Source organism: Microcoleus sp. B4-C2 (assembly GCF_036705265.1).
Taxonomy (GTDB): Bacteria; Cyanobacteriota; Cyanobacteriia; order Cyanobacteriales; family Microcoleaceae; genus Microcoleus.
The window spans coordinates 1-20,539 of sequence record NZ_JAUBUB010000084.1; the positions used below are offsets into that span (position 1 = coordinate 1).

The following is a 20,539-nucleotide window of genomic DNA, read 5'->3' on the forward strand; positions in this document are numbered from 1 at the left end:
CGTCCTTTTTGGACGGGCGGGACGCCCATCCCACAATAACAATTAAAATTGTAAGTTATTTAATTTGCGATCCTAAATAACTTTAATTGTTAGCGAGCTTTCAGTAGGTGCGTCAGCTAGTTAAATGGTGAAGTAGGAGCGAAAAACTGAGAACTACTGACGCACCCTACTGTAATTTAATTAAAATTTAATTAATTAGGTTCTCTGCCCGAAGCACTGAGCCTCTCGCGCGCAAAACTCTTCCAAATACTTAATTCGGGAAGTTTCCACGCCACACCTTCTTGTTGTTGGCCTTGTGTCGAGCAATTCAGGCATTTTTGCCAGCAAGAAAGAGCTGCTGTTGTCTCCCCTTTTGCTTCGAGAACTTGTGCTAGCAAGCAGTGTGCAACAGCATAGGAGTTATCTAATTCAATTGCTTTTTCCAAGTGAGTCTCTGCTTCACTGTAAAGTTGCAGTCCTAGATAAGCCCATCCCAGATTTTTGTGGAGCGTGACTTGGACAATTTTGTCATTAACCTGTGGCAAAATGGAGAGAATTAGTTCTACCGCTACGTCAAAATTTTCGCTGAGAATTTCCAATCGAGCTAAATTATTGACAGCAGCACCGGCAGCGCGACTGTTTTTATATTCTGCGGCTTTTTTGTAGTGCTGGCGAGCGTTGGGCAAATCTTCTAGTTTTTCGTAGGTTGACCCTAAATTGTAGTTAGCTGCTGGCAGTTCTGGATTGTAGCGAAGGGTTTGTGTTAAATAACATTTTGCCGTCTGTAACTCACTCTCTAAGTATTTCTTGTAACCAATTTGATTTAGGTATTTAGCAATTAATTGATGGGTGACAAATAGCCTAGCCTGGGGGCTGACTGTCAGGCGTTCTTCATCGGAGTCGGTGAGGGTTTGCAGGAGCGATCGCTCGATTAGAATTTCTACAGCCAGTTTCAATTCTGATAAGTCTTCAGCAAATAGGAGACTGGATTGCAACTCGCTAAGGGTGGCGGGTTTATTGCTCGCCAAACAAGACAATACTTTTACTTCTAATTCATGAAAATCCTGAAATTGCTCTTGGAAATAATCTCGGACAATGCCCTCAATAACCGACGGAGTTTTTTTGACGAGTTGTGCTAAATTGCCCGCTAACATATCTTGAGCGTGAGTGACAGCTATTTTTAAAAGGAGGGGATTGCCGCCATATAGGTAAATGAGTTCTGATAGCAAATTACTCTCTGAAGTAGAAACTTTGGGGGCGGATAAAATGATTTGTTTGGCATCCTTTTCTGGTAACTCACTCAGTTCTAAAGCTCGACAAAGTAAGGTTTCTTCTGCTAAAATATCGAGTTCTATAGGGTGAGTCCAACTGATGAGAAGCAGGCAACTTTGGTGAGGTGTTTGTGCTATTTGTTGGAAGAGTTCCCGGTAACTTTCGTATCCGGGGCGGTAGTGTCTTGGTAGCTGTCCGCTTTGGAGGATAGTTTCGACTTCATCGAAGACTAATAAACAGCGGGTTAAACGCAAATATTCTATTAATTGGGCGATGAGTGAGTTGCTGAGTTTGGGAAGGTCGATTTCTGAATGATGAGATAGGAATTGCAATAGGTCTGGCAATAGTTTTTCAAGGGGACCAGAGGTGGCGATATTTCGCCAGATTATGGTTTGAAATTCCCCTTGAATTTGTTGTAGAGTTTGGGTAGCTAATGCTGTTTTGCCAATCCCTCCCATGCCACAAATTGTGACTACTCGACAACGGTTTGTCACTATCCATTTTTTGAGAGTGTCTATTTCGGAATTACGTCCGTAAAAAGGTTCTTTAGCTGGGACTTTTCCCCAATCAATACGCGGTGAGAATTGAGGGATAGTTGTGTCTTGAAAGCGGGTATTCTCTACGGTTGGATAAACTTCGCGATCGGTTGTAGCATCGTGACGGTTATTGGCAACTTGTTTCTGGTATTCAGTTACGAGAATTTGCTGGAGTTTGGCTAATTTTCCAGGCCCAGCACCTTGAACTTCAAATTTTTTATACACTTCTCCCAGGCGTTTTTGTAAGGCATCTTTGCGAACGCGAAGCTGATCTGAAATATCAGACATGGATTCGCCTTTGATTGCTCTTGATAAGACTTCAAATTCGTTTTCGGAAATGCCAACTTTAGTGGCTAAAGTTATTAAAAAATCTTCGGGAAGTTTCATACTACGTTAAATACAGGTATTACAAAGCGGGCGGTTCTACTCAAAGATAGCTGGGAAAGGAGGGGGCGATCGCGCGAAATAAGCGAACACAGAAATTTGGGCAGCGGAAACAGAGGCTTCTGGGCTGTAACTTGATTATATGGGCTTTTTTCTCACTTATCACGAGGTAAACGAGATGGACAACAGAATAACTGAGGGGTGGCGCAAACAGAGGCTTCTGGGCTGTAACTTGATTATATGGGCTTTTTTCTCACTTAAAACGAGGTAAACGAGATAAAAAACAGCATGATTGAGGGGCGATCGGCTGAAAGTTGGAGCAGTTGCTCGATCGGGATACTTGATTGCTACAGGTTTAGAGCTTGTTTCAGTTGCCCTTAGAGGCAGGGCTGTTTCATTCTCCTGTAGGGGCAAACCCCCCGTGGTTGCCCCGATCGCTGAAATGTCCAATTTATCCTGTCTGGGCCAGGGCGGGCACGGGGGCAGGGCGGGCACGGGGGCAGGGCGGGCACGGGGGCACCGCCCCTACAAGATCCTGGTTTTTCTGAGAAACCGCCCTGCCATTAGAGGGGCTAGAGCCTTGTGAAATCGGCTTTTGATGCTTTTTTCTCACTTGATGAGATTTTTTTGAGCATTAGCTTGACAAACTAGAACTTTCCTTGATACATTAATCTCAGTTAGGCGCGGTGGATGTTTCAGAAAGTCGGCGCAGCCGGAGAGCTTTCTGAGTTCAGCGAACCTGAATACAGTTTCCCCCTCAGCTTTGCATAATTTTTGGGTTTGACCCTGGTTAATCAGTAGATGTCGAAACCAGATTTACCTGTGAAAACTGCTGGACTAAAACAACTGATGAGTATCGTTACTCGATTGGAGAGTAAAAGGCCATGTTTAGGTGCGTCAAGTTGATAACCGCTTTACCGACGATCGCGCTTCTGTCTGTTTTCAATCTGTTTCCGAGGGCGATCGCCCAAGAGTATCCGGGGTGTTTTCAGTTGAATTCTGAAAGAAAACAGTATGAATCTCTCGATGAGCTTTGTCGATTTCCCAAACCACCTGAAAACCCGCGGAAGCCAGACCCTTTTAGGGTTCAGCTCGTGAATGGACTGGAGTTAACTGGATTAGCTATGGAAAATACAGGAACTCAGCGATTTCTTGTAGGGCGGTTGACCAACAAGCAAAGTAAGACGGCTAAAGTTCAGTCTATCAGCGTCCAATTTATCGATAAACGAGACGGAGCTGTAGTCGAATTTTTGACTGTTCCGCTTGGCGGTGTATTAACCCCCAATCAGGGTTATGAATTCAGGAGAATTATGGATAATGCTCTTCAACTAGGCGATCGTAGTAACAATGATTTGTCTATCAAGTTTTTGGAGTGGAAGGAGGTAAGAGACTAGAGACCAAACTTAAACACCTACCAAATACTTCAATAAATTAGTAAAAATTCATGAAATGAGTAAATAAATTTTTGGGCTTGTTTCATTGAAGGCTTTTGTTAAAGGGAAGTTAAGGCAAAAAAACCAAATTCTCGAATTTTTAATTCCTCTATATACAGACTAGGAGCGACATTATGGACGAGTTTGTTAGGAAAGCTGCTGGACTAGGATTGCCTGTGATTTTACTTCTAATTGTGATGGCAACTACAGGTTTTGCAGGAGCTGCCGCAATTACGACAGCTTTGGCAATGTTAGGTGGGCCAGCAGGAATGTTCGGTGGCATTGCTTTGCTGGGCATCACCGGTTTAGCGACAGAAATGTTATCTAAGTACGGTCTTGAAGCGCTGTTAATTGGAATTTACAGGCAGCGCATTCAAAATGGAGAATCTCATGCTGCAATTTGCAAAGAAATCCGCCAATTACCAATATCTGGAGATTTGAGGCGGAGACTTGGGGAAGAGTTTGGGTTTTAGTAAATATGAGATGAGCAATTTTATTGGTAAATTGCCCAAGATAGATCGCTGCTAATTGCTTAGAGAATCAAATAGGAGGAACAGATGGAGAGCGAATTGATTGGAGAGGTTAGATTACGCAACTGCCACCTCGTCTACCGTGAAGGCTCAAACTATCGAGTAGATGTGATTAAGGCTCAAAGACCTACAATCGTATTTACAAAAAACATTACTTGTGAAGTAGTGGAGTATTTGTACAATCAACTCAAGGGACATCAAGTTAATAAAGATGAAGCAGCAGATGTCCTCAAACCCGTTGCCAGCAAGTTAAATTTACCTTACAGCTATGGGCATCAGCTTTCCTATTATACGCAGGAGGTTTTAGTGGTACTTGTGGCGATAGGTAGAGCAAGTTTGAGTCAACAAATAGGTCGAGGTTGTTGTTATACAATTCTTCGGACGTGCTAAATCCTAAAAGGAGGCGATCTAATAGCTTTTCCGAACCGTCTATTGACAATAAATATGAAATCTAATCAAGTCATCCAAATCAGCGGTACACCTGGTCAAATTGTGGGGATTGTTCCCGTTCAAAGTAATGGCACAATTACGGTTAAATTGGCAGGCGAAATGTTACAAATCAGCTCGGAATCTTTTTTTGGATTAGAAACAAAAGAGGTGTTTATTCCGATTGAGGATGTTAGAGCGATTGAAACAGGAGAGGGTTGTACTTGGTGGCTGTTTTGGTTAGGAATTCCGACTCTCAGTATTTTTATCGGTGTTGTCTTTATTATTCTTGCCTTCATTGTCAAACAGCGCTATCTGACTATTTACAGCAGTCGGGTTAATGTGATAGTATTTCACAGGAAGGGAGAAAAAGTGGCTCAGTTTAGAACTGGTGTTTTAGAGGCCCGCTATTCTAAGTCTCTGGCGATCGCTAAACCGCCAATGCCACCACCGCCATCACGTCCTTTGAATATTTGATTCAAGAGAGTAGATATCATATCAAATCCGCGCTTGATCGTCTGCCGTAAAATCGAGTCAACATTCAACACTCAACCATCATTGAGTTTTGCGACATCGAATTAACAGTTAACAATTAACAGTCAACTATTATGAGGAGTGCCACCGGAATTGATATCATAATCCAAATCTCCTGAGTTTATGGTACTCAGCAAAATAAAAATTCTTGTGTTGCGAGCCCCCTATCCCGGATGAGGAAGACGCTTATATAGCAATCCTACATGAGCCATAAATTTTTTAACCCCACCCCAACCCTCCCCTTGCTAAGGGGAGGGAGTAAGAAATTCACAAATGATTTAGGATTACTATACTATCATTTATAACACAAATATAGGAGAGCAAATCTTTTATAAGAAACCGCATTTATTAGGGTAAGTCTTATTTAAATTAACAAAAGCACGGCTGCTGTTGCTAGCAATAACAGAATTCCGGCGGCACCGGCTAGCGGTTTTGCTGCTATTCCTGTAATCCATTCTGGTACGGTAGAAGTAGGTTTAATTGCGCCTTCTGTATCTACGGTAGTTATACCCCAAATCCAAGCTGCGTGAATGCCGATCGCCAATCCTAAACTGCCATTGTCGGCGATGCGGGCTAATGTTAAAACCATCCCCATCAGCCACAATCCGGGTAGTTGCGGTAGAGTTTCTTTGGCGGCCCAAATTAGATGGGCGATCGCAAAAATGAAACTGGCGATCGCTGCTGCGATTAGCACGGAGTAATCTTGCTGGAGGATTGTTTGCAAGCAGCCGCGAAAGATTAACTCTTCTGTGGCGCTAATCCACAGTCCTAATAACAGAGTCAGCAGACTAGCAGGGTTAAAAATTAAAGTCCACAAATTAATTTTTTTTTCGCCTGTTTCGGTGGAACTTTCGCTGTTTTTTATATCTATCCAGCCTGCGGTTAATTGCAGACCGAATAAAATTACTAAGCTGATTATTCCTAATCCTAATCCCCGCAGTAATGACATCAAAACTGCGGGTTGCCAATCCCAACCCCAGTTAGTAAAAGATGTGTTTTCAATCCAACTTGTCGCCCATAAAATGAAGGGGACAATCACGTAGAGGGAAGCTAGTAAAGGTAATTTTTTGTTTCCCAGGGGTTGGGGTGGATGCCATTTGAGAGCGATCGCCAGCATAATTGCTATGGGCAACCACAAAACTACCCAAGTTGAGAAAAACAAGATTATTTTGACAATTGCTGGTATTGACGGCGACAGCAGTCGCAGGTTAGTTATACTATTCCACATATCATATTATGTCCGGGCGATCGCTTATAATATATGTAGGTTGGGTTGAAGAATGAAACCCAACACCTAATTCTAGTGGACGTTGGGTTTCACTTCGTTCAACCCAACCTACAAGTCTAACTAATAACAACTGTCAAGTGACAACGGCCAACTGCCAATTGACTACCGATCGAGCTTGCGCTGAATTTGCCTCAGAGATTGGTACATTTCGGGCAAGCGGTTGTAGACGGCTGCGGCTTTCAGAAATAGTTTGTGGGGAATTGCTGGAACACCCGTCACGATCGCACCTGCGGGCACGTCGCTATGAATTCCGGCTTTAGCAGTGGCGATCGCCCCGTCTCCGATTTTGGCTTGATTAGCAATTCCCACTTGACCTGCCAAAATTACATTGTTGCCAATTTTTACTCCGCCAGCCATGCCAACGTGAGCGGCAAAGGCGCAATTTTTCCCGACTTGACAGCCGTGACCTACCTGTACTAAATTGTCGATTTTTGTATTCTGGCCGATGCGGGTTTCTCCGACAGCGGGCCTGTCGATCGTGCTGTTGCAGCCAACCTCAACGCCCTCTTCTAATACAGTGCAGCCAGACTGCTCCATTTTCACCCATCCTGTGGCTGTTGGCACGAACCCAAAACCTTCGGAACCGATCGCCGCACCGCTGTGAATCACGCAATTTGCCCCGATGCGAGTACGTTCGTGAATGACACAATTAGCGTGTAAAACAGTGCCTTCGCCTATTTCCGCATCTGGGTAAATTACAACATTTGGATGAATGCAAACGTTGTTGTCTATTTTGACTTTTGCTTGAATAACGACGTGGGGGCCGATATAGACATTTTCACCAATTTCTGCTGAGGGGTGAACGACGGCTGAGGGATGAATTTCCGATGCTGGGCGAAACGGTTGATAAAAAATGGCGATCGTTTCAGCAAACAGCAATCGCGGATCTGCAGCAGCAATCCAAGCAATGTTGCGATCGGTACATTGAGCTTGGAGACTTTCATCTAAGGGTAAAATTAAAGCCGAAGCATTTGTAGTGGCTGTATGAGCGGCAAATTTAGCACCTTCTATATAACTGATTGTGTCCGATGCAGCTTCATCAACAGGGGCCGCGCTTGTAATTTCTGGATCGCTAGCAACCGACGCTGTGAGGGTGCGACTGGTGGCTAAGTTAAGTTTTTGTACTATTTCGCTAAACTTCATCTATAAAAATTTGTTGTTAGCACAGATGGATCATAGTTAAAAGTACCAGCTTTGGAGCACGATCTGAGCAGTTGCCATTTAAAAAACAAAAACCCCGATTTCTCGAAGAAGTCGGGGTTGTAGCGATCGATTATTTTTGGCAATTATTTTACAGAAACTGCATCTACGTCAACGGTGCTGCCGTTGGCTTCAGAATAATTGGCACCGGTGGCTTCGGATGCTGAGGCTGTCTCTGTTTGGCGAGATTTAAAGTAGTCGATCGCCATTTGGGACACTTCGGAAATCAGCAAGACTGCAATTGCCACATCGTCAATTTGTCCGATGACGGGGAGAAAGTCTGGGGCAATGTCGATCGGGCTTACCAGATATGCCAGGGTTCCCAGAATAATCCACCAGCGGTATTTGGGGTTGCGGAGGGTGTCGCGGTACCAGTTGTAAACAGATTGTATAGAAAAGTTCATGCGGTTGTCCTCTACTTATATTTTCCATCTTGACAAATTGTCGCTCGAAATGCTTGTGGAGATATCCCCCCTAGGGTTGGCAAGAGACTTCTACCTGGGAGTATTGGGAATTGGGTAGGGAGAAGTTGTCAATCGATTTTAGATTTTAGATTTTAGATTTTAGATTTTAGAATTGAAGCATTGACTTGCGCGAGATAAATTCGGGGGCAAGTTTATCGGATACAGGTTTTTTATTTCTGGACGGATGAATCACGTGGCGGGTATCCTGGATGCTTTCGGTCAAGCTGTGTCGGAAGGGCGGGGACTCTTGGTAACGGCCCTACAGAAACCTGACAGATGAAAGGTGATGGAATTTATCTGTGTTTATCGGCTGTTTAAAACCATCTTCATCTATTACTTGTATATTGTGATTAAAGCAAGTTACTTAGATTGGGGTTTTTTAACCGCAGATGTCAGCAGATAAACACAGATGAACGCTGATGGGATTCATTTGTGTTTATCTGCTGTTTAAAAACATCTTTATATCTCTAACTCACGAATTTTGAAAGATCCATTTTTGGTCGCCGATCGCAATTTCGCAGCCATTTGGCAGCCAAAAAGGCTCGTTAGCAGCCAGCCTCTGTCCCCCTACAAAAGTGCCGTTGGAACTGCCGCTATCGACAAGCTGATATCGCTGTTTGCCCAGTTCGTCAGTGGCCCGGCGGATTTGAGCGTGGTAGCGCGAACTTTGCGGATCTTGTAATACTAATGTGTTGGTTGGTTCGCGTCCAATTGTAAAGGGATTGGCTGTTAGGGCGATCGCTTCTCCAGAAAGTTTGTAGATTAAATATGCGGTAGTTTGGCGATCGCTGCTTGCGAGTACGGTTGGTGCAAGTTGGGGAGGATTTCTCCCAGGAGGAAGGCTGTTTTGAGCAAGTTGTTCTGTTAGTTGTTGTAAATCGCGATCGAACCCTGCTGCTGTGTCTGAAGCTGGAAGACTCGCAGGAGAATTACCTGAAATTAAGTTTAACTGCTGTACGGGAGATTGAGGAACAATCGGACGGCCTGCTTCGGCAATTCTCATTTGCAGGGCGGCGGCATTTTCTGCTTCTTGTCGGGCACTCATTCCCTCAACTTGGCGAATAACTCCGTTGGTTTCGGGAAAGCTGACATCGCCAATTCGCACGTCTTCTAAGTTAAAACCTAGAGTATAAAAATCTTGGACGCGATCGAGCAAATTTTGGCGCAGCAACAGCCGTCCTTGACTGATAAGCTGTTGTAGGGGTATTTGCCCGATCGCTAATCCCATACAATCCTTAACTGCACTTGCTAAAACAGCTATAGGATCGGACAATTCCAAAGCTACCCGTTTCGGATCTATAACTTGATAAATAACAGTCAGAGTAGCATCAATTAAAAACCGATCCTTAGACAAAAAATCTCCGTGCGACTGTACCTCCAAATTGCGGAGTTTGGTGTCTACGATGACAATTTGACACTGTTCCAGCAGGGGAAGGGCGAAGCTGAAATGCCGCCCGGATTTTAGGGTACGCACGGCGCGGCCGTTTTTGACCAACAAACCCGTGTAACCCGCCCCTATAAAGTCCATACTAAACCCGGCCCAGCGTTCGGGTGTGACGGTTTGAATTAGTGGAGAAGCGTTGTTCATGGGAGGGAGTTGAGGGAGGGGAGATTCTATTTTTAGGGTAACAAATTGCTGGGGGCGAGCGATCGGGCGGTGTGCCGGTTCCGCAACCTCTATTCTATACTTCTGGACACCCCCCGATTCAGGCCGGACTGGATCTAGCTTGCATCTAGTTGATGGTGGGGGCGATCGAAATACTGTCCGTAGGGTGCGTCTGATCCGAAAAACTTGTTGAAATCGAAATAATTAATGTCTAACGCACCCTACAATTTCCTGTAAGTGTGACTATTTGTGCTAATATTAAAGAGCTTAAAAATTACCAATTAATAGCCTTTAACTATAATGTCTAAGGAATCAGTCATCACAGAACATATCGAAATTACGCCTGGGGTACTTGGTGGTAAGCCACGCATTGCTGGCCATCGAATTGCTGTAGCACACATCGCCGAAATGTATCTGAAAATGGGAATTTCTATAGAAGAAATTGCCGGCAAGTATGACTTACCACTTGCCTCTGTTCATGCTGCAATGACCTATTATTACGATCGTCGAGAAGAAATCGATCGTCACACTGCTGAAAGTCGAGCTATTGTGGAAGAATTAAAGCGTAATAGTCCCCCATCTCCGTTACAAGAAAAATTGAGGGCAATTAGAGGTAAGTGAGCAAATTCGTTTTCATTTAGACGAACATATTGACTCTAATATTGCGCGCGGTTTACGTCGTTACGGGATCAGCATCCGAACGTTTACGCTGCGAGCAAGCCAAAATTAGCAGATGTCGCAAATTCAGAACTCACTATATATTATTCATGTTATTTACCACATTATTCTCTTTCTTGCTTTACAACTAGCCTGATGAAGTAGAGGTAGCAGATGCCATCGCCCTTTCATTCCCTAAAAGCGATCGCCCTTGTGACAAGACATTATAAGTGCTATCGCCACAGCCTAAGCGACACCATAGCTCGTAAACTGCCTTGCATAGGGAGGCTGAAGCCCCAAAACAATATCCTCCCGCGCCACACCCATCAGCACTAACTCCTCAGCAATCAGTTCATCGGTTTGATTGCGTTGAATCCAGACTTTCCCATCTCTAATATCTAAGTGGATCGGGCAACTATAAATCCGATTGTGACCGTCCCAACCTAAATCTACTATCTGATAATGGTCATGTTCGGTGTCTAATAATACCTGGATTTCAATGTCGTCATTAAGAGGCTTAGTCTTGCTATATTCCATCAAAAAAGTGCGAACAATCTGCCGATATTTAGCTAATCTCTCCATTCTACAATCACCTCATTAGTAGGGTCGTATACCAACAATTTTAAATCGTACTCAGCTATCGCCGCTTGGGGCAAAGCACGAGAAAAAAATGAATTATAAGCAGCGATCGGAACTGCCAAATAGAGCGATCGATCAGGCTCCAAATTTCTGAGTGCTAGTCGATAATTCAAAAATTGACCGAGGGCTAGGTGGAAATCAAACATAGCTGATTCACTCAGAAAGCTTTTAACCTCCACCGCAATCTTCTGCACACCTCGCTCTGCGGCTAAAAGCTGTTCCGCCCCCAAGTCAATCCTGAGCCGATCGTCTTCGCTAAACTTTAGCTTCAGCGGATCGTGGGTAATTACCCAATTATCCTTCAGGAGAGCGGATTTCACAGACTCATGGAAAACATCCCTAGCCGACATAGAATTTACTCAAAGACCTAGTTTCCATTCTATCCAAACCCACGCACTTAAGAACTTAGCACTAATAGTATTATAACACTCAACCAAAATGCCAAGAATCAAATAAGCGCGATCGCCCTTTAATTCCCAAAAGCGATCGCCCTTTCACTCACCTCACTAAAAACGCCGCACACTCAACATGAGAAGTCTGAGGAAAGAAATCCGCCGGCTGCACTCGCGCTAACTTATAATCCCCATTTTCGCACAAAATCTTCAGGTCGCGAGCCAAAGTAGCAGGCTTGCAGCTAACATAAACAATACGATTTGGTTTGATTTCCTTGATAGCTTCCAAAACCGCGCGATCGCACCCTTTCCTCGGCGGATCTAGCAGCACAATATCCGGTGTCAATCCCAAGGAAGGCAGCAAACTCTCTACAGTTCCGGTGTGAAAATCGACATTTCTCACGTCATTTAACTCAGCATTTAATTGGGCTTGTTCGATCGCCGCCGGTTGCACTTCTAAACCTATGGCTATTTTTACTTGTTTTGCCAGGGGTAAAGTAAAAGTACCAATGCCGCAGTAAGCGTCAACCAAAATCTCGTTTCCCTGCAAATTCAATTCCCCTACCATCACCTCTAACAGCGCTTCAGCAGCCTCTGTATTTACCTGAAAAAAAGTATCTGCTCTTAGCTGAAATTTCAAACCAGCAAAGCTTTCTCGCAGATAAGAACGACCCGCAATGCAGCGAGTTTCTGCACCAAAAATCACATTAGTTTGATCGGGATTTATATTCAAACAAACTCCAGCCAGTTGAGGATATTGTTTCAGCCACTCTGATGCTTGCTCTTCGAGTCCCGGCAAGTCTCCAGTGCGAACTATTAAAGTTAGCAGCATCTCGCCGGTGCGCCGTCCGATTCGCAAGGATAAGTGACGCAATTCTCCTGTATGTTTCTTTTCGTCGTAAACTTGCCAATCCCGCCAGTGGATGTCTTCTTTGACTTCTTTTAACAAAGGATTGAGGCGCGGGTCTTGCACCGGACACTGATTGAGATTGACTAATTTGTGGGTGCTTTTTTGATAGTAACCTGCTTGGACTTGACCTGTTGCAGATATTGCCACGGGATAAGTCGCTTTGTTGCGGTATCCCAAAAATTGGGGAAATCCCTCGATTTTTCCCGTTAAAATTTCATCAACTTGCAGATTGCTAAATCCGCCAATCCTTTCTAAGGCTTGAATGATTTGATTTTGCTTGGCTGCAAGCTGATATGGATAATCTACGTGCTGCCACTGACAGCCGCCGCACTTGTCGGCGACAATGCAGTTAGCTCGGATGCGGTGTTCGGATGCTTCGAGAAGTGTGTCCAGCTTGCCTGTAGCATAGGTGGATTTGACTTGCACGAGGCGGACAAGGACTCGATCGCCCGTCACGGTATCGGGCACAAACACTACTAACTCACCAAAACGACCAACTCCGTCGCCGGTGTCTGTCAAGTCAGTAATCTCTATCTCAATCAGTTGACCTTGCTGGCAAGGGTTTGCCAATTTCGTCGAGTTTGGGGCGGGGAATTTAGATTTGGTCACAAGTAGTCGTGGTAGGATTTAATATGGTAATGCAATATCGCTCTCTCTTTCCTGAGATAAGTCGTAGCGAAGCGGGGCTCCATCCATCGCACTCAAGCTCAATTGCAGGCTGTATTCCTGCTGCTGAACGTCTTGCTGCTAAAGCCAAGCTTCAACCTGCAAGTCAAGCCTGCCGTGAGTTGCCTCGATCGATCCTGTGCGATATGCTGTTGGGGCGAGCTAGCAAAAACTCGTTAAACAGTCAAAGTGTCTGCCGACATCAAAACTCTCAATCGCAGTTTTTGAGTTTTTCCCGCAGTACCCTGGAACACAGGGAAACGGGCTTGAACATCAAGCATAACGTTTGCGGAGATTTACCCGCTACTTCTAATGTTGATAAATGTTAGAAGCAAAGTAAATCGCCCAACCAAGAATCTCATCTTTAATGGATGAGAATGTCAATTAATCTTACTCTCAAATATCCTCAATTTTTTTGAATAACAATGAGCGTAGTTAGCCAACTAATTCTCCAAGCCGACGACGAACTTCGCTATCCCAGTACCGGCGAACTTCAAAGCATCAAAGATTTTTTTAAAACCGGAGAACAGCGGGTGCGTATTGCTACTGCGCTGTCTGACAGTGAGAAAAAAATTGTTGAAGAAGCTAGCAAAAAACTCTGGAAAAAACGCCCTGACTTTATCTCTCCTGGGGGCAATGCTTACGGCCAACGCGAACGGGCTTTGTGTCTGCGCGACTACGGCTGGTACTTGCGCCTGATTACCTACGGTATCTTGGCGGGTGACAAGGAGCCGATCGAAAGCATCGGTTTGATTGGCGTTCGGGAAATGTATAATTCTCTCGGCGTTCCTGTTCCTGGCATGGTCGAAGCTATCCGCTGTTTGAAGGAAGCTTCTTTGGCTTTGCTCAATCAGGAGGATGCTAAGGAAGCAGCTCCTTATTTTGATTATATCGCTCAGGCAATGTCTTAATTGCTTTGGCGATCGCTTTCATGAATGTGGCGGAGCATTCGCGGGTGATTTTTGGGGTGATTTTATCTCGCAATTGCTCGCAAATGTTTCGCTTCTGTTTTTTGGCAAGGAAATCTGCCTCCTTTCTGCTAGGAAGCAATGCTGTTTAAGCTTTCCCAGATGTTGAGTTCGTCTTGTTTTTCAGTGCACATTTGATTTAAAAAGTCAAGTGTTTTTGGGAGAAATTGTTTTTTGAATTTCCGGCTGTCGTAGTGAATGGATGTTTTGAGCTGCGAGAGTTCTCCAAGGGTGGGGCAGGTTTGGATATGATGGGCGATCGCATTTTGCCATTCTTCCAGCCTGCGGTAGCTGACAAACAGGCCGCCTCTATCCCGATGGTGGACGAAAACCACGAAAGCCCATGATTCGACTCGCTTAATCAGGTTTTGGCTGATTTTGAGCAGTTGGGCGATCGACCTGACGGTGATGCGGAGCTTTTTCGAGGGTTGGATGCGGCGAAATAGTGCTGTCATGGCTGTATACTCAGGGCTTGAGAGGCAAGTTCTGTTTAGACTCAATTACATCTTACTCTATATCAGATTCTTATCTCACTTGTGCAACAATATTTAATGGAAACTCAGATGTTGTTCGTACAACCCTCAATCATTGATGCTGTGCTAGTTTGAGAGTTAATGTAGGTGGAAAAAATGTCAGCACTCTCTAACAACGCTGTGGTAGACAATCGGCAGGAATTGCGTCCCGTTCGCTTCACGGAGACGGGGCGGATGCGTTTGGGCAAGATGTTAAAGGCTGCAAGACAGACAATAGGTTGGTCTGTTAGCGAAACACAGTTCAAAACAAGGGGGTACGAAGAGGCGCTGTTCACAGCGACAAATCAACCCGTACCCAAAGATGTGGGTATCAGTGCCGCAACAGTCAACCGTTACGAACGTGGGAAGCTGGATAATTTGGATTGGCGATCGCTCTCTCTGTTATGCTTTGTCCTCAAGCCGATCGATCCGGTGACAGGAGAGGCACTAGAACCGACAAATGCTTTATATATCGCGTGCGAACATCCGCCTTACAATGACGCAAAGCTCTACGACTAGATTATTTGCAGATAGGTGATGACTGATGGTTGTAGCAGAAGCTAAACGAGAAAAAGAATACTTGAGACGGAGATTTACTGATACCGGGCTGCGACGGTTGGGTAAATTCCTGCGCTCGTGGCGGGAAGCTAGGGGGTGGAGCGTTCACGAACTGAGCGAAAAGACCAAGCAGCATGAGGCTCAATTTTATAATCTAGGGGGAGAGCCTTTGCCCAAAGTTTTGGGGGTCAGCATTGCAGGCATTTCGAGAATCGAAAATGGCTATTACAACAAGCCTGCACCCGATCTTTTGTGGCTGTTCCTCGATGTTCTCGAACCAGTTCACCCGGTTGAAAAGCGGTTGGTTACTCTAGAAGACTTACTGTTGATCGGAACTGAATTTTGGAACCCCAACGTCGAGGCGTAGGATTGACTTAATAGTTAAATTGGATCTGTAAAATGCCGGGATTTCTTGACTTTAAGGCTGTCGTCGATCGGGAAAAACTGCGCCCTGTGCGATTTACGGATACGGGACGCGGTAGATTGGGCAAACTTCTCAAAGCAGCTAGAGAGATTCGGGGCTGGTCAATTATTGAAACAGAAATGGTCACAAAAGAATACGAGGCCGCTCTGTTTCGGACAGCCGGAGATCCTGTACCAAAAGATGTCGGTATTAGTAATGCTACTGTTAGTCGCTACGAACGCGGGAAGTTAGAAAGTTTGGATTGGCGATCGCTCAGTCTGTTATGCTTTGTCCTCAAGCCGATCGATCCGGTGACTGGGGAAGCCCTGGAACCGACAAATGCGCTTTACATCGCGTGCGAACATCCGCCGTACAATGACGCGAAGCTCTACGAGTAGTTGATTTTTGATGTCTGATTAAAGAAAATTAGTTAGATTGGGAGTTTTTAACCGCAGAGGGCGCAGAGGGCGCAGAGTTAGAGAAGAGAGAGATTAATCATTCTGATACCCACGGATTTGATATTACGCATCGCCCTTTTGTTTAGCAATTAAAGCTTTAGCTTGCTGCCACAGAGATTCTAACTCTTCTGCGGCATAATCTGACAAAGGTCGATCGCACGCAGCCTCTACCTTCGCAAACCGCTGCACGAAACGATCGTTTGTTCCTTGCAAAGCAGCCGACGGATCTAAATCGTACCAGCGAGCTAATTGAATCAACACAAACATAATATCTCCCAATTCTGACTGCTGCGCTGCCTGATCCTCGTGTTTGAGAGCGTGTTCAAATTCTGCCATTTCTTCGTGAAATTTATCCCAAACGCCGTCTACACTGTCCCAATCAAAACTCACTTCCGCAGCTTTTTGAGAGATTTTCATCCCGGCGGCTATTGGCGGCAAAGTGCTGGCATAACGGCTCATTTTCGAGGCTAAAGTTGGCGGCTTTTCCGATGTTGTGCCTTTTTCTGCTGCTTTGATTTTTTCCCAGTTTTCGTTGACTTCATCGACGCTGTTGATTTCGACATCGCCGAAGACGTGGGGATGTCGCCGAATTAGTTTTTCTGTAATGCCTGCAGCTATTTCGGCGAAGGTAAACTGATTGGATTCGCTGGCAATTTGAGCTTGCAGAATTACCTGTAACAGTAAGTCGCCCAATTCTTCGACGATCGCATCTTTATCTCCTTTGCGAATCGCATCGGCGGTTTCATAAGCTTCTTCGATGATGTGAGGAATTAGAGTTTGGGGAGTTTGAGCTAAATCCCAAGGACATCCGCCGTCGGGCGATCGCAATGAGGCCACAACTTCTATAAGTTCTTTGAGTGCTGTGAGCGAGCGACTTTCAGAATTAGACATAATAATTTACCTTTTAGATTTGCTGGAAGTGCGACGGGTTGGTTGGCGTTTGCGCCTCTTAATTGTGCCAGGAGGTCGCAACCCGCTCAATCCTTTCTTTTTGAGTCTTTTGTAAGCCGAGCCGCCCCAATCGCTCAGATAGTGGCTCATAGCGCCCAATTCTAGACCGATATAAACGGCTAAAATTTCGATGTGGTGTTCCCAGATCGATCGCCCGTAACTCAAAACCACATCCTGCCAATTCCAGCCTAAATTCCCGACTTTTTCGGCAATTGCCAATCCCAACAATCCGAAAACCACGATCCAGATAGCGAGGTACAGGATTCGCAAAGCAGTGCCGATCAGAGGGCCGTGGGACAAAAAAGAGCGGTGGCGCAGGCTTTTTTGGTACGGGAGCCAAATTGGTTTGAACCATCCCCAGCGCTGATACTGGCAGGAGTAGATATCCAAGTCGGGGCCAAACATCAGCCCGCCGAATAAGAAACTGCCGGAAACGAGCAAAGTCAGGTTGCTGCTGCTCGTCTGGCCAAAGGTGAGGGCTGCCACCAAGGGCAAACTCCACATGGTTATTTGATCGTGGGTGCGGCCAGAGGGCATTTAAAGTTTAGGATTTTTTTTACTTGATCTTTCTGAGTTACTGTGATATGATAAATCCTTGTGAGTGCAATTGGGTGATTAGCTCAGTGGTAGAGCGCCTGCTTTACACGCAGGATGCCGTAGGTTCAAATCCTACATTACCCATCCGATAACTCAATATCAACAGTTTCAGCCGTTTTTAGCCTTCAAGCCGAGAACGGCTGTTGCTGTTGAGGGTTGACTGTTGAATTGGGTGACAACTAAATTTAACATTCTGGGGCGGATGTCTCAAAAGTTGGCACCCAATGCTAGAAAATTAATTTATTGATTTTCTTTTTTAGAACCTTGTATATGAAGCCTAAAATAACTAGCCCGATCGCGTGGCAGCAAGCTGAACTGCTCATGCAGCCAGCGATGATCCGAGTGATCGACAACATCCGCAAACAATTAGAGGAGTCAGTTTGGACGGGTACTTATCAAGAAGTGCAGATTCCCATTCCGGGCTATCAACTAATTTTAGAGCTTCAAGGCGAGCAAAGATGTGTCGATATTTGGGAACTTTGCTATCGAGTCTGCTTTGTCAACTACCAGCCCGCCCACAGTCAAATCCAAAGCCAAGAAGTTGTAATTGATACTAGCTTGATTGATGATGAGACTGGCGATGTAGATTGGAATCGGCTTGATGCTAAAGCCGGCCAATTAATCCAAGAAATATTCGCTAATTTGGGCAAATAGTCAGTTGAGAGTTGTCAGTTGACAGTTGTCAGTTGTCAGTGGTGAGCTTTCCAGCCAACAGCGAACAGTCAACAGTCATCAGTCAACAGTCATCAGTTAACAGTCAACAATTAACAGTCAATAAAATCTTATGATTCAAAAATTGCACGACATTCAAGCAGCGACAGGTGCTACTTTTGCAGAGTTAACAACCAAAGAAATTGTGCCAGTCAGTTTTGGTAATGACGCAGAAGCGATCGCAGCAACGAAACAAGGTGTGGCTTTGTACGATCGCACTCACTGGGGACGCATTCAAATCTCAGACAGCGATCGACTGCGGTTCTTGCACAATCAAAGTACCAATAACTTTAATATACTCAAACCCGGTCAAGGTTGTGACACAGTTTTCGTCACATCCACCGCCCGGACGATCGACCTCGCCACCGCTTATGCTACAGAAGATGCCGTACTGCTGCTAGTTTCAGCCAACCGCCGCCGCCAACTACTGGAATTGCTCGATCGCTATATTTTCCCAATGGATCGCGTCGAGTTAACAGATTTAACCGATACAACTGTTGCTTTCAGTCTCCTCGGCCCGGAAAGCACTCAACTACTAGAAAAAATTGGAGTTACCGAACTCGAAAATCAACCTTACGCTACTCACAAATTGATAAAAAACCCCCCTCTTTCCCCCCCTTACGAAGGGGGGGTTCGAGTTGCGGTTGGTAGCGGTTTAGCAACTCCCGGATACACGTTAATTGCGCCAGCAAGCGATGCAGCCCACTTGTGGAAAGAATTAGTCAAAGCTGGGGCCGTACCGATGGGCGATCGAGTTTGGGAACAACTGCGAATCGAACAAGGACGCCCCGCCCCCGATTTTGAACTCACAGACGATTACAACCCCTTAGAAGCCCGCCTTTTACACACGATTACCTATGACAAAGGTTGCTACATCGGTCAAGAAACAATTGCCCGGTTGAACACCTACAAAGGAGTCAAACAAGAACTTTGGGGCGTGCAGTTGAGCGGTGCGGTTGAACCCGGAACAGCAGTCACAATCGGAGAGGAAAAAGTCGGCAAACTCACCAGTTTTACGGAAACTGAATCCGGCTTTTTTGGTCTTGCTTACATCCGCACAAAAGTGGGCGGCGAAGGATTGAAAGTGCAGGTAGGAGAAATGACCGGGGAAGTAGTAAACCTGCCTTTCTTAAGTTTGTAAGCTTGGGTTTGTAGTGATGACTTTATTCCTCATAGATTGAATTCCTCACTACGAACCTATAGGGGGTATTCTACTGGACATCATAAGCTAGATCAGTATTTAAATTGCACGTCAACAAATAATCAAACTCTTGTGGGAAGTTGCTCCGACGCCGCCCCAAGTATGCAGTTTAAATGCACAATAGCTGATTAAATGATGACATAATCTTCGCCCAAAATAGCTTGACTGACCTGCGGTTCCGGCTCTACTGGGTCACTGTAATGAGTGTCAATGTATTTGATGAAACTTTCCCGATAAGCTTTGAGATGCGAGTTAAGTGCTTCGATATCCTGCTCTCCTGTCGCGAAATCCCTCTCTCTTCTGAAGTGACCGGATTCCTTCACAAAAGCCATATCAACTTGCCACAAAGCCTTATCAATCGGGCGATAGGACAAATCAACAATATCGTAAGCTGCGAATCCTTGGGAGTTCATAAAACTCATTACATCATACATCTGACCGAACAATGTAACTTCTACAATTACATATTCAGTATGCTGCAAAATCTCAGTTGCTCCTGCTAAAACATCTAATTCCTGTCCGTCTACATCAACTTTAATTAAATACGGGCCTGGCAAGTTTCTTTCCCTGCATATTCCATCCAAGGTAATGGCTGGTATGTTTCTCACATAAGGATTGCTGCTGTCAGTAACGCGATTTTCAGAAAGTGAAGAATGCACCATACCGGGACTGACGTTGAGGGTGAAAACTCCCGCTTCTTTGGTAGCTGCTGCAATAATGTATTCTGCACTTTTGAGCTTGCGGCAAATTTTGGCGAGGTAAGGTTCATTTTCGGCGATCGGCTCAATTAGCAAATGTCGCGCATCGGGGAAAGTTTCGTAAAGATTAAAAGTTCCCAAGGCGGCACCGACATCAATCACAGTTCTTGGTTGAAAACCTAAGTCTTTAGCCAGCAGCAAGCTGCCTGACATCGAGTTTCTGAGAATTCCTGTTTGTTGTTGGTTCACAATTTTTTCCAGATTTCAATGTGGATAAAGTTAATAGTATGTCTTGCAGCCGAGTTATTGTATGTCCGAATATTGTATGTTTGAATAAAGAAACGAAGCAATCGCCGAGGTTTGCTATTTCTTCGTTTCTGATCGTAATGACAGAAATAGGTTTTAACTCAGATGTTGCACCATTGTCAATCAGCTTTTTAGGAACAGGCTTTTCGGCCTGTTCCACAATATATATAGCAATCCTTGCAGGAGTAAAAAGATGTAGGGGTAGTGCTAAGAGTGCCTACCCTGCCTCATGGGGCAACCACGGGGGGTTTGCCCCTACA

Annotated in this window: 24 protein-coding genes and 1 tRNA gene; 13 read left to right on the forward strand and 12 right to left on the reverse strand. The window is 45.0% G+C overall.

Features of this window, described 5'->3' with window-relative positions:
• Positions 1 to 191: 191 nt before the first annotated feature.
• On the reverse strand, positions 192 to 2,174 hold the full coding sequence (locus QUB20_RS21475) for an NB-ARC domain-containing protein (RefSeq protein WP_333249844.1): 1,983 nt from the start codon (positions 2,172 to 2,174) through the stop codon (positions 192 to 194).
• 881 nt (positions 2,175 to 3,055) lie between these two features.
• Between QUB20_RS21475 and QUB20_RS21480 the strand changes: the two genes are divergently transcribed.
• The 4 genes from QUB20_RS21480 to QUB20_RS21495 all read left to right on the forward strand — a co-directional run bounded on the left by QUB20_RS21480 (position 3,056) and on the right by QUB20_RS21495 (position 5,037).
• Entirely contained in the window at positions 3,056 to 3,565 is a 510-nt protein-coding gene (locus QUB20_RS21480; RefSeq protein WP_333249842.1) for a hypothetical protein, read from the forward strand.
• A 173-nt stretch (positions 3,566 to 3,738) separates the two neighbouring features.
• Positions 3,739 to 4,077 carry a hypothetical protein gene (locus tag QUB20_RS21485; protein ID WP_333249840.1) on the forward strand — a complete coding sequence of 113 codons (339 nt, stop codon included), beginning with the start codon at positions 3,739 to 3,741 and terminating at the stop codon, positions 4,075 to 4,077.
• Between the two features lie 84 nt (positions 4,078 to 4,161).
• Entirely contained in the window at positions 4,162 to 4,524 is a 363-nt protein-coding gene (locus QUB20_RS21490; RefSeq protein WP_333249838.1) for a hypothetical protein, read from the forward strand.
• A 54-nt stretch (positions 4,525 to 4,578) separates the two neighbouring features.
• On the forward strand, positions 4,579 to 5,037 hold the full coding sequence (locus QUB20_RS21495; RefSeq protein WP_333249836.1) for a hypothetical protein: 459 nt from the start codon (positions 4,579 to 4,581) through the stop codon (positions 5,035 to 5,037).
• A gap of 421 nt (positions 5,038 to 5,458) precedes the next feature.
• Here the strand turns inward: QUB20_RS21495 and QUB20_RS21500 are convergent, their stop codons facing one another.
• The 4 genes from QUB20_RS21500 to QUB20_RS21515 all read right to left on the reverse strand — a co-directional run bounded on the left by QUB20_RS21500 (position 5,459) and on the right by QUB20_RS21515 (position 9,634).
• A complete protein-coding gene (locus tag QUB20_RS21500) occupies positions 5,459 to 6,322 on the reverse strand; it encodes a CPBP family glutamic-type intramembrane protease (RefSeq protein ID WP_333249834.1) in 864 nt (287 codons plus the stop codon).
• Positions 6,323 to 6,484: 162 nt separating this feature from the next.
• Positions 6,485 to 7,525 (reverse strand): UDP-3-O-(3-hydroxymyristoyl)glucosamine N-acyltransferase, encoded by a 1,041-nt coding sequence (lpxD, locus tag QUB20_RS21505; protein WP_333249832.1) that lies wholly within the window; start codon positions 7,523 to 7,525, stop codon positions 6,485 to 6,487.
• Between the two features lie 143 nt (positions 7,526 to 7,668).
• Positions 7,669 to 7,986 carry a YkvA family protein gene (locus QUB20_RS21510; RefSeq protein ID WP_333036095.1) on the reverse strand — a complete coding sequence of 106 codons (318 nt, stop codon included), beginning with the start codon at positions 7,984 to 7,986 and terminating at the stop codon, positions 7,669 to 7,671.
• 532 nt (positions 7,987 to 8,518) lie between these two features.
• On the reverse strand, positions 8,519 to 9,634 hold the full coding sequence (locus QUB20_RS21515; RefSeq protein WP_333249829.1) for an SPFH domain-containing protein: 1,116 nt from the start codon (positions 9,632 to 9,634) through the stop codon (positions 8,519 to 8,521).
• 318 nt (positions 9,635 to 9,952) lie between these two features.
• Here QUB20_RS21515 and QUB20_RS21520 point away from each other — a divergent pair, with 318 nt between their 5' ends.
• Positions 9,953 to 10,273, forward strand: coding sequence for a DUF433 domain-containing protein (locus QUB20_RS21520; protein WP_333249827.1), 321 nt, complete (start codon positions 9,953 to 9,955; stop codon positions 10,271 to 10,273).
• 282 nt (positions 10,274 to 10,555) lie between these two features.
• On the opposite strand, the gene QUB20_RS21525 is transcribed toward QUB20_RS21520, so the two are convergent.
• The 3 genes from QUB20_RS21525 to rlmD form a co-directional block, all read right to left on the reverse strand.
• Entirely contained in the window at positions 10,556 to 10,891 is a 336-nt protein-coding gene (locus QUB20_RS21525) for a XisI protein (RefSeq protein WP_333249825.1), read from the reverse strand.
• Positions 10,879 to 11,298 (reverse strand): XisH family protein, encoded by a 420-nt coding sequence (locus tag QUB20_RS21530; protein WP_333249823.1) that lies wholly within the window; start codon positions 11,296 to 11,298, stop codon positions 10,879 to 10,881. Before QUB20_RS21530 ends, QUB20_RS21525 begins: the two co-directional genes overlap by 13 nt.
• Before the next feature lie 148 nt (positions 11,299 to 11,446).
• Positions 11,447 to 12,859 carry a 23S rRNA (uracil(1939)-C(5))-methyltransferase RlmD gene (gene rlmD / locus QUB20_RS21535; RefSeq protein ID WP_333249821.1) on the reverse strand — a complete coding sequence of 471 codons (1,413 nt, stop codon included), beginning with the start codon at positions 12,857 to 12,859 and terminating at the stop codon, positions 11,447 to 11,449.
• A gap of 23 nt (positions 12,860 to 12,882) precedes the next feature.
• On the opposite strand from rlmD, the gene QUB20_RS21540 reads away from it, so the two are divergent.
• Positions 12,883 to 13,245 (forward strand): hypothetical protein, encoded by a 363-nt coding sequence (locus QUB20_RS21540; protein ID WP_333291638.1) that lies wholly within the window; start codon positions 12,883 to 12,885, stop codon positions 13,243 to 13,245.
• A 96-nt stretch (positions 13,246 to 13,341) separates the two neighbouring features.
• The gene (locus QUB20_RS21545; protein ID WP_333063958.1) at positions 13,342 to 13,827 is read left to right on the forward strand and encodes an allophycocyanin subunit alpha-B; all 486 of its coding nucleotides are present in this window, start codon (positions 13,342 to 13,344) and stop codon (positions 13,825 to 13,827) included.
• A gap of 128 nt (positions 13,828 to 13,955) precedes the next feature.
• On the opposite strand, the gene QUB20_RS21550 is transcribed toward QUB20_RS21545, so the two are convergent.
• Positions 13,956 to 14,339 carry a hypothetical protein gene (locus QUB20_RS21550; RefSeq protein WP_333249817.1) on the reverse strand — a complete coding sequence of 128 codons (384 nt, stop codon included), beginning with the start codon at positions 14,337 to 14,339 and terminating at the stop codon, positions 13,956 to 13,958.
• A 174-nt stretch (positions 14,340 to 14,513) separates the two neighbouring features.
• Here QUB20_RS21550 and QUB20_RS21555 point away from each other — a divergent pair, with 174 nt between their 5' ends.
• From QUB20_RS21555 to QUB20_RS21565, 3 genes are read left to right on the forward strand one after another with little or no spacing between them, the layout of a single operon-like run.
• Positions 14,514 to 14,915, forward strand: coding sequence for a helix-turn-helix transcriptional regulator (locus QUB20_RS21555; RefSeq protein ID WP_333108046.1), 402 nt, complete (start codon positions 14,514 to 14,516; stop codon positions 14,913 to 14,915).
• Positions 14,916 to 14,940: 25 nt separating this feature from the next.
• A complete protein-coding gene (locus tag QUB20_RS21560; RefSeq protein ID WP_333249815.1) occupies positions 14,941 to 15,321 on the forward strand; it encodes a helix-turn-helix transcriptional regulator in 381 nt (126 codons plus the stop codon).
• A 32-nt stretch (positions 15,322 to 15,353) separates the two neighbouring features.
• A complete protein-coding gene (locus QUB20_RS21565; RefSeq protein ID WP_333091252.1) occupies positions 15,354 to 15,755 on the forward strand; it encodes a helix-turn-helix transcriptional regulator in 402 nt (133 codons plus the stop codon).
• A 123-nt stretch (positions 15,756 to 15,878) separates the two neighbouring features.
• Here QUB20_RS21565 and mazG read toward each other — a convergent pair whose 3' ends face one another.
• Positions 15,879 to 16,706 (reverse strand): nucleoside triphosphate pyrophosphohydrolase, encoded by an 828-nt coding sequence (mazG, locus tag QUB20_RS21570; protein WP_333249813.1) that lies wholly within the window; start codon positions 16,704 to 16,706, stop codon positions 15,879 to 15,881.
• A 6-nt stretch (positions 16,707 to 16,712) separates the two neighbouring features.
• On the reverse strand, positions 16,713 to 17,303 hold the full coding sequence (locus tag QUB20_RS21575; RefSeq protein ID WP_333249811.1) for a metal-binding protein: 591 nt from the start codon (positions 17,301 to 17,303) through the stop codon (positions 16,713 to 16,715).
• Positions 17,304 to 17,375: 72 nt separating this feature from the next.
• On the opposite strand from QUB20_RS21575, the gene QUB20_RS21580 reads away from it, so the two are divergent.
• The 3 genes from QUB20_RS21580 (at position 17,376) to ygfZ (ending at position 19,215) form a co-directional block, all read left to right on the forward strand.
• A tRNA-Val gene (locus QUB20_RS21580) sits at positions 17,376 to 17,447 on the forward strand.
• A 186-nt stretch (positions 17,448 to 17,633) separates the two neighbouring features.
• Entirely contained in the window at positions 17,634 to 18,017 is a 384-nt protein-coding gene (locus QUB20_RS21585) for a hypothetical protein (protein ID WP_333249809.1), read from the forward strand.
• A 130-nt stretch (positions 18,018 to 18,147) separates the two neighbouring features.
• Positions 18,148 to 19,215 (forward strand): CAF17-like 4Fe-4S cluster assembly/insertion protein YgfZ, encoded by a 1,068-nt coding sequence (gene ygfZ / locus QUB20_RS21590; protein WP_333249807.1) that lies wholly within the window; start codon positions 18,148 to 18,150, stop codon positions 19,213 to 19,215.
• 188 nt (positions 19,216 to 19,403) lie between these two features.
• Here ygfZ and QUB20_RS21595 read toward each other — a convergent pair whose 3' ends face one another.
• Positions 19,404 to 20,222, reverse strand: a complete 819-nt coding sequence (locus QUB20_RS21595) for an FkbM family methyltransferase (protein ID WP_333249805.1) — start codon at positions 20,220 to 20,222, stop codon at positions 19,404 to 19,406.
• Positions 20,223 to 20,539: the final 317 nt, after the last annotated feature.

Excerpts from the sequence above, each read along its gene's own strand:
- QUB20_RS21475 (WP_333249844.1), bottom strand. The coding sequence starts at position 2,174 with ATGAAACTTCCCGAAGATTTTTTAATAACTTTAGCCACTAAAGTTGGC.
- QUB20_RS21480 (WP_333249842.1), top strand. The coding sequence starts at position 3,056 with ATGTTTAGGTGCGTCAAGTTGATAACCGCTTTACCGACGATCGCGCTT.
- QUB20_RS21485 (WP_333249840.1), top strand. The coding sequence starts at position 3,739 with ATGGACGAGTTTGTTAGGAAAGCTGCTGGACTAGGATTGCCTGTGATT.
- QUB20_RS21490 (WP_333249838.1), top strand. The coding sequence starts at position 4,162 with ATGGAGAGCGAATTGATTGGAGAGGTTAGATTACGCAACTGCCACCTC.
- QUB20_RS21495 (WP_333249836.1), top strand. The coding sequence starts at position 4,579 with ATGAAATCTAATCAAGTCATCCAAATCAGCGGTACACCTGGTCAAATT.
- QUB20_RS21500 (WP_333249834.1), bottom strand. The coding sequence starts at position 6,322 with ATGTGGAATAGTATAACTAACCTGCGACTGCTGTCGCCGTCAATACCA.
- lpxD (WP_333249832.1), bottom strand. The coding sequence starts at position 7,525 with ATGAAGTTTAGCGAAATAGTACAAAAACTTAACTTAGCCACCAGTCGC.
- QUB20_RS21510 (WP_333036095.1), bottom strand. The coding sequence starts at position 7,986 with ATGAACTTTTCTATACAATCTGTTTACAACTGGTACCGCGACACCCTC.
- QUB20_RS21515 (WP_333249829.1), bottom strand. The coding sequence starts at position 9,634 with ATGAACAACGCTTCTCCACTAATTCAAACCGTCACACCCGAACGCTGG.
- QUB20_RS21520 (WP_333249827.1), top strand. The coding sequence starts at position 9,953 with ATGTCTAAGGAATCAGTCATCACAGAACATATCGAAATTACGCCTGGG.
- QUB20_RS21525 (WP_333249825.1), bottom strand. The coding sequence starts at position 10,891 with ATGGAGAGATTAGCTAAATATCGGCAGATTGTTCGCACTTTTTTGATG.
- QUB20_RS21530 (WP_333249823.1), bottom strand. The coding sequence starts at position 11,298 with ATGTCGGCTAGGGATGTTTTCCATGAGTCTGTGAAATCCGCTCTCCTG.
- QUB20_RS21540 (WP_333291638.1), top strand. The coding sequence starts at position 12,883 with ATGGTAATGCAATATCGCTCTCTCTTTCCTGAGATAAGTCGTAGCGAA.
- QUB20_RS21545 (WP_333063958.1), top strand. The coding sequence starts at position 13,342 with ATGAGCGTAGTTAGCCAACTAATTCTCCAAGCCGACGACGAACTTCGC.
- QUB20_RS21550 (WP_333249817.1), bottom strand. The coding sequence starts at position 14,339 with ATGACAGCACTATTTCGCCGCATCCAACCCTCGAAAAAGCTCCGCATC.
- QUB20_RS21555 (WP_333108046.1), top strand. The coding sequence starts at position 14,514 with ATGTCAGCACTCTCTAACAACGCTGTGGTAGACAATCGGCAGGAATTG.
- QUB20_RS21560 (WP_333249815.1), top strand. The coding sequence starts at position 14,941 with ATGGTTGTAGCAGAAGCTAAACGAGAAAAAGAATACTTGAGACGGAGA.
- QUB20_RS21565 (WP_333091252.1), top strand. The coding sequence starts at position 15,354 with ATGCCGGGATTTCTTGACTTTAAGGCTGTCGTCGATCGGGAAAAACTG.
- mazG (WP_333249813.1), bottom strand. The coding sequence starts at position 16,706 with ATGTCTAATTCTGAAAGTCGCTCGCTCACAGCACTCAAAGAACTTATA.
- QUB20_RS21575 (WP_333249811.1), bottom strand. The coding sequence starts at position 17,303 with ATGCCCTCTGGCCGCACCCACGATCAAATAACCATGTGGAGTTTGCCC.
- QUB20_RS21585 (WP_333249809.1), top strand. The coding sequence starts at position 17,634 with ATGAAGCCTAAAATAACTAGCCCGATCGCGTGGCAGCAAGCTGAACTG.
- ygfZ (WP_333249807.1), top strand. The coding sequence starts at position 18,148 with ATGATTCAAAAATTGCACGACATTCAAGCAGCGACAGGTGCTACTTTT.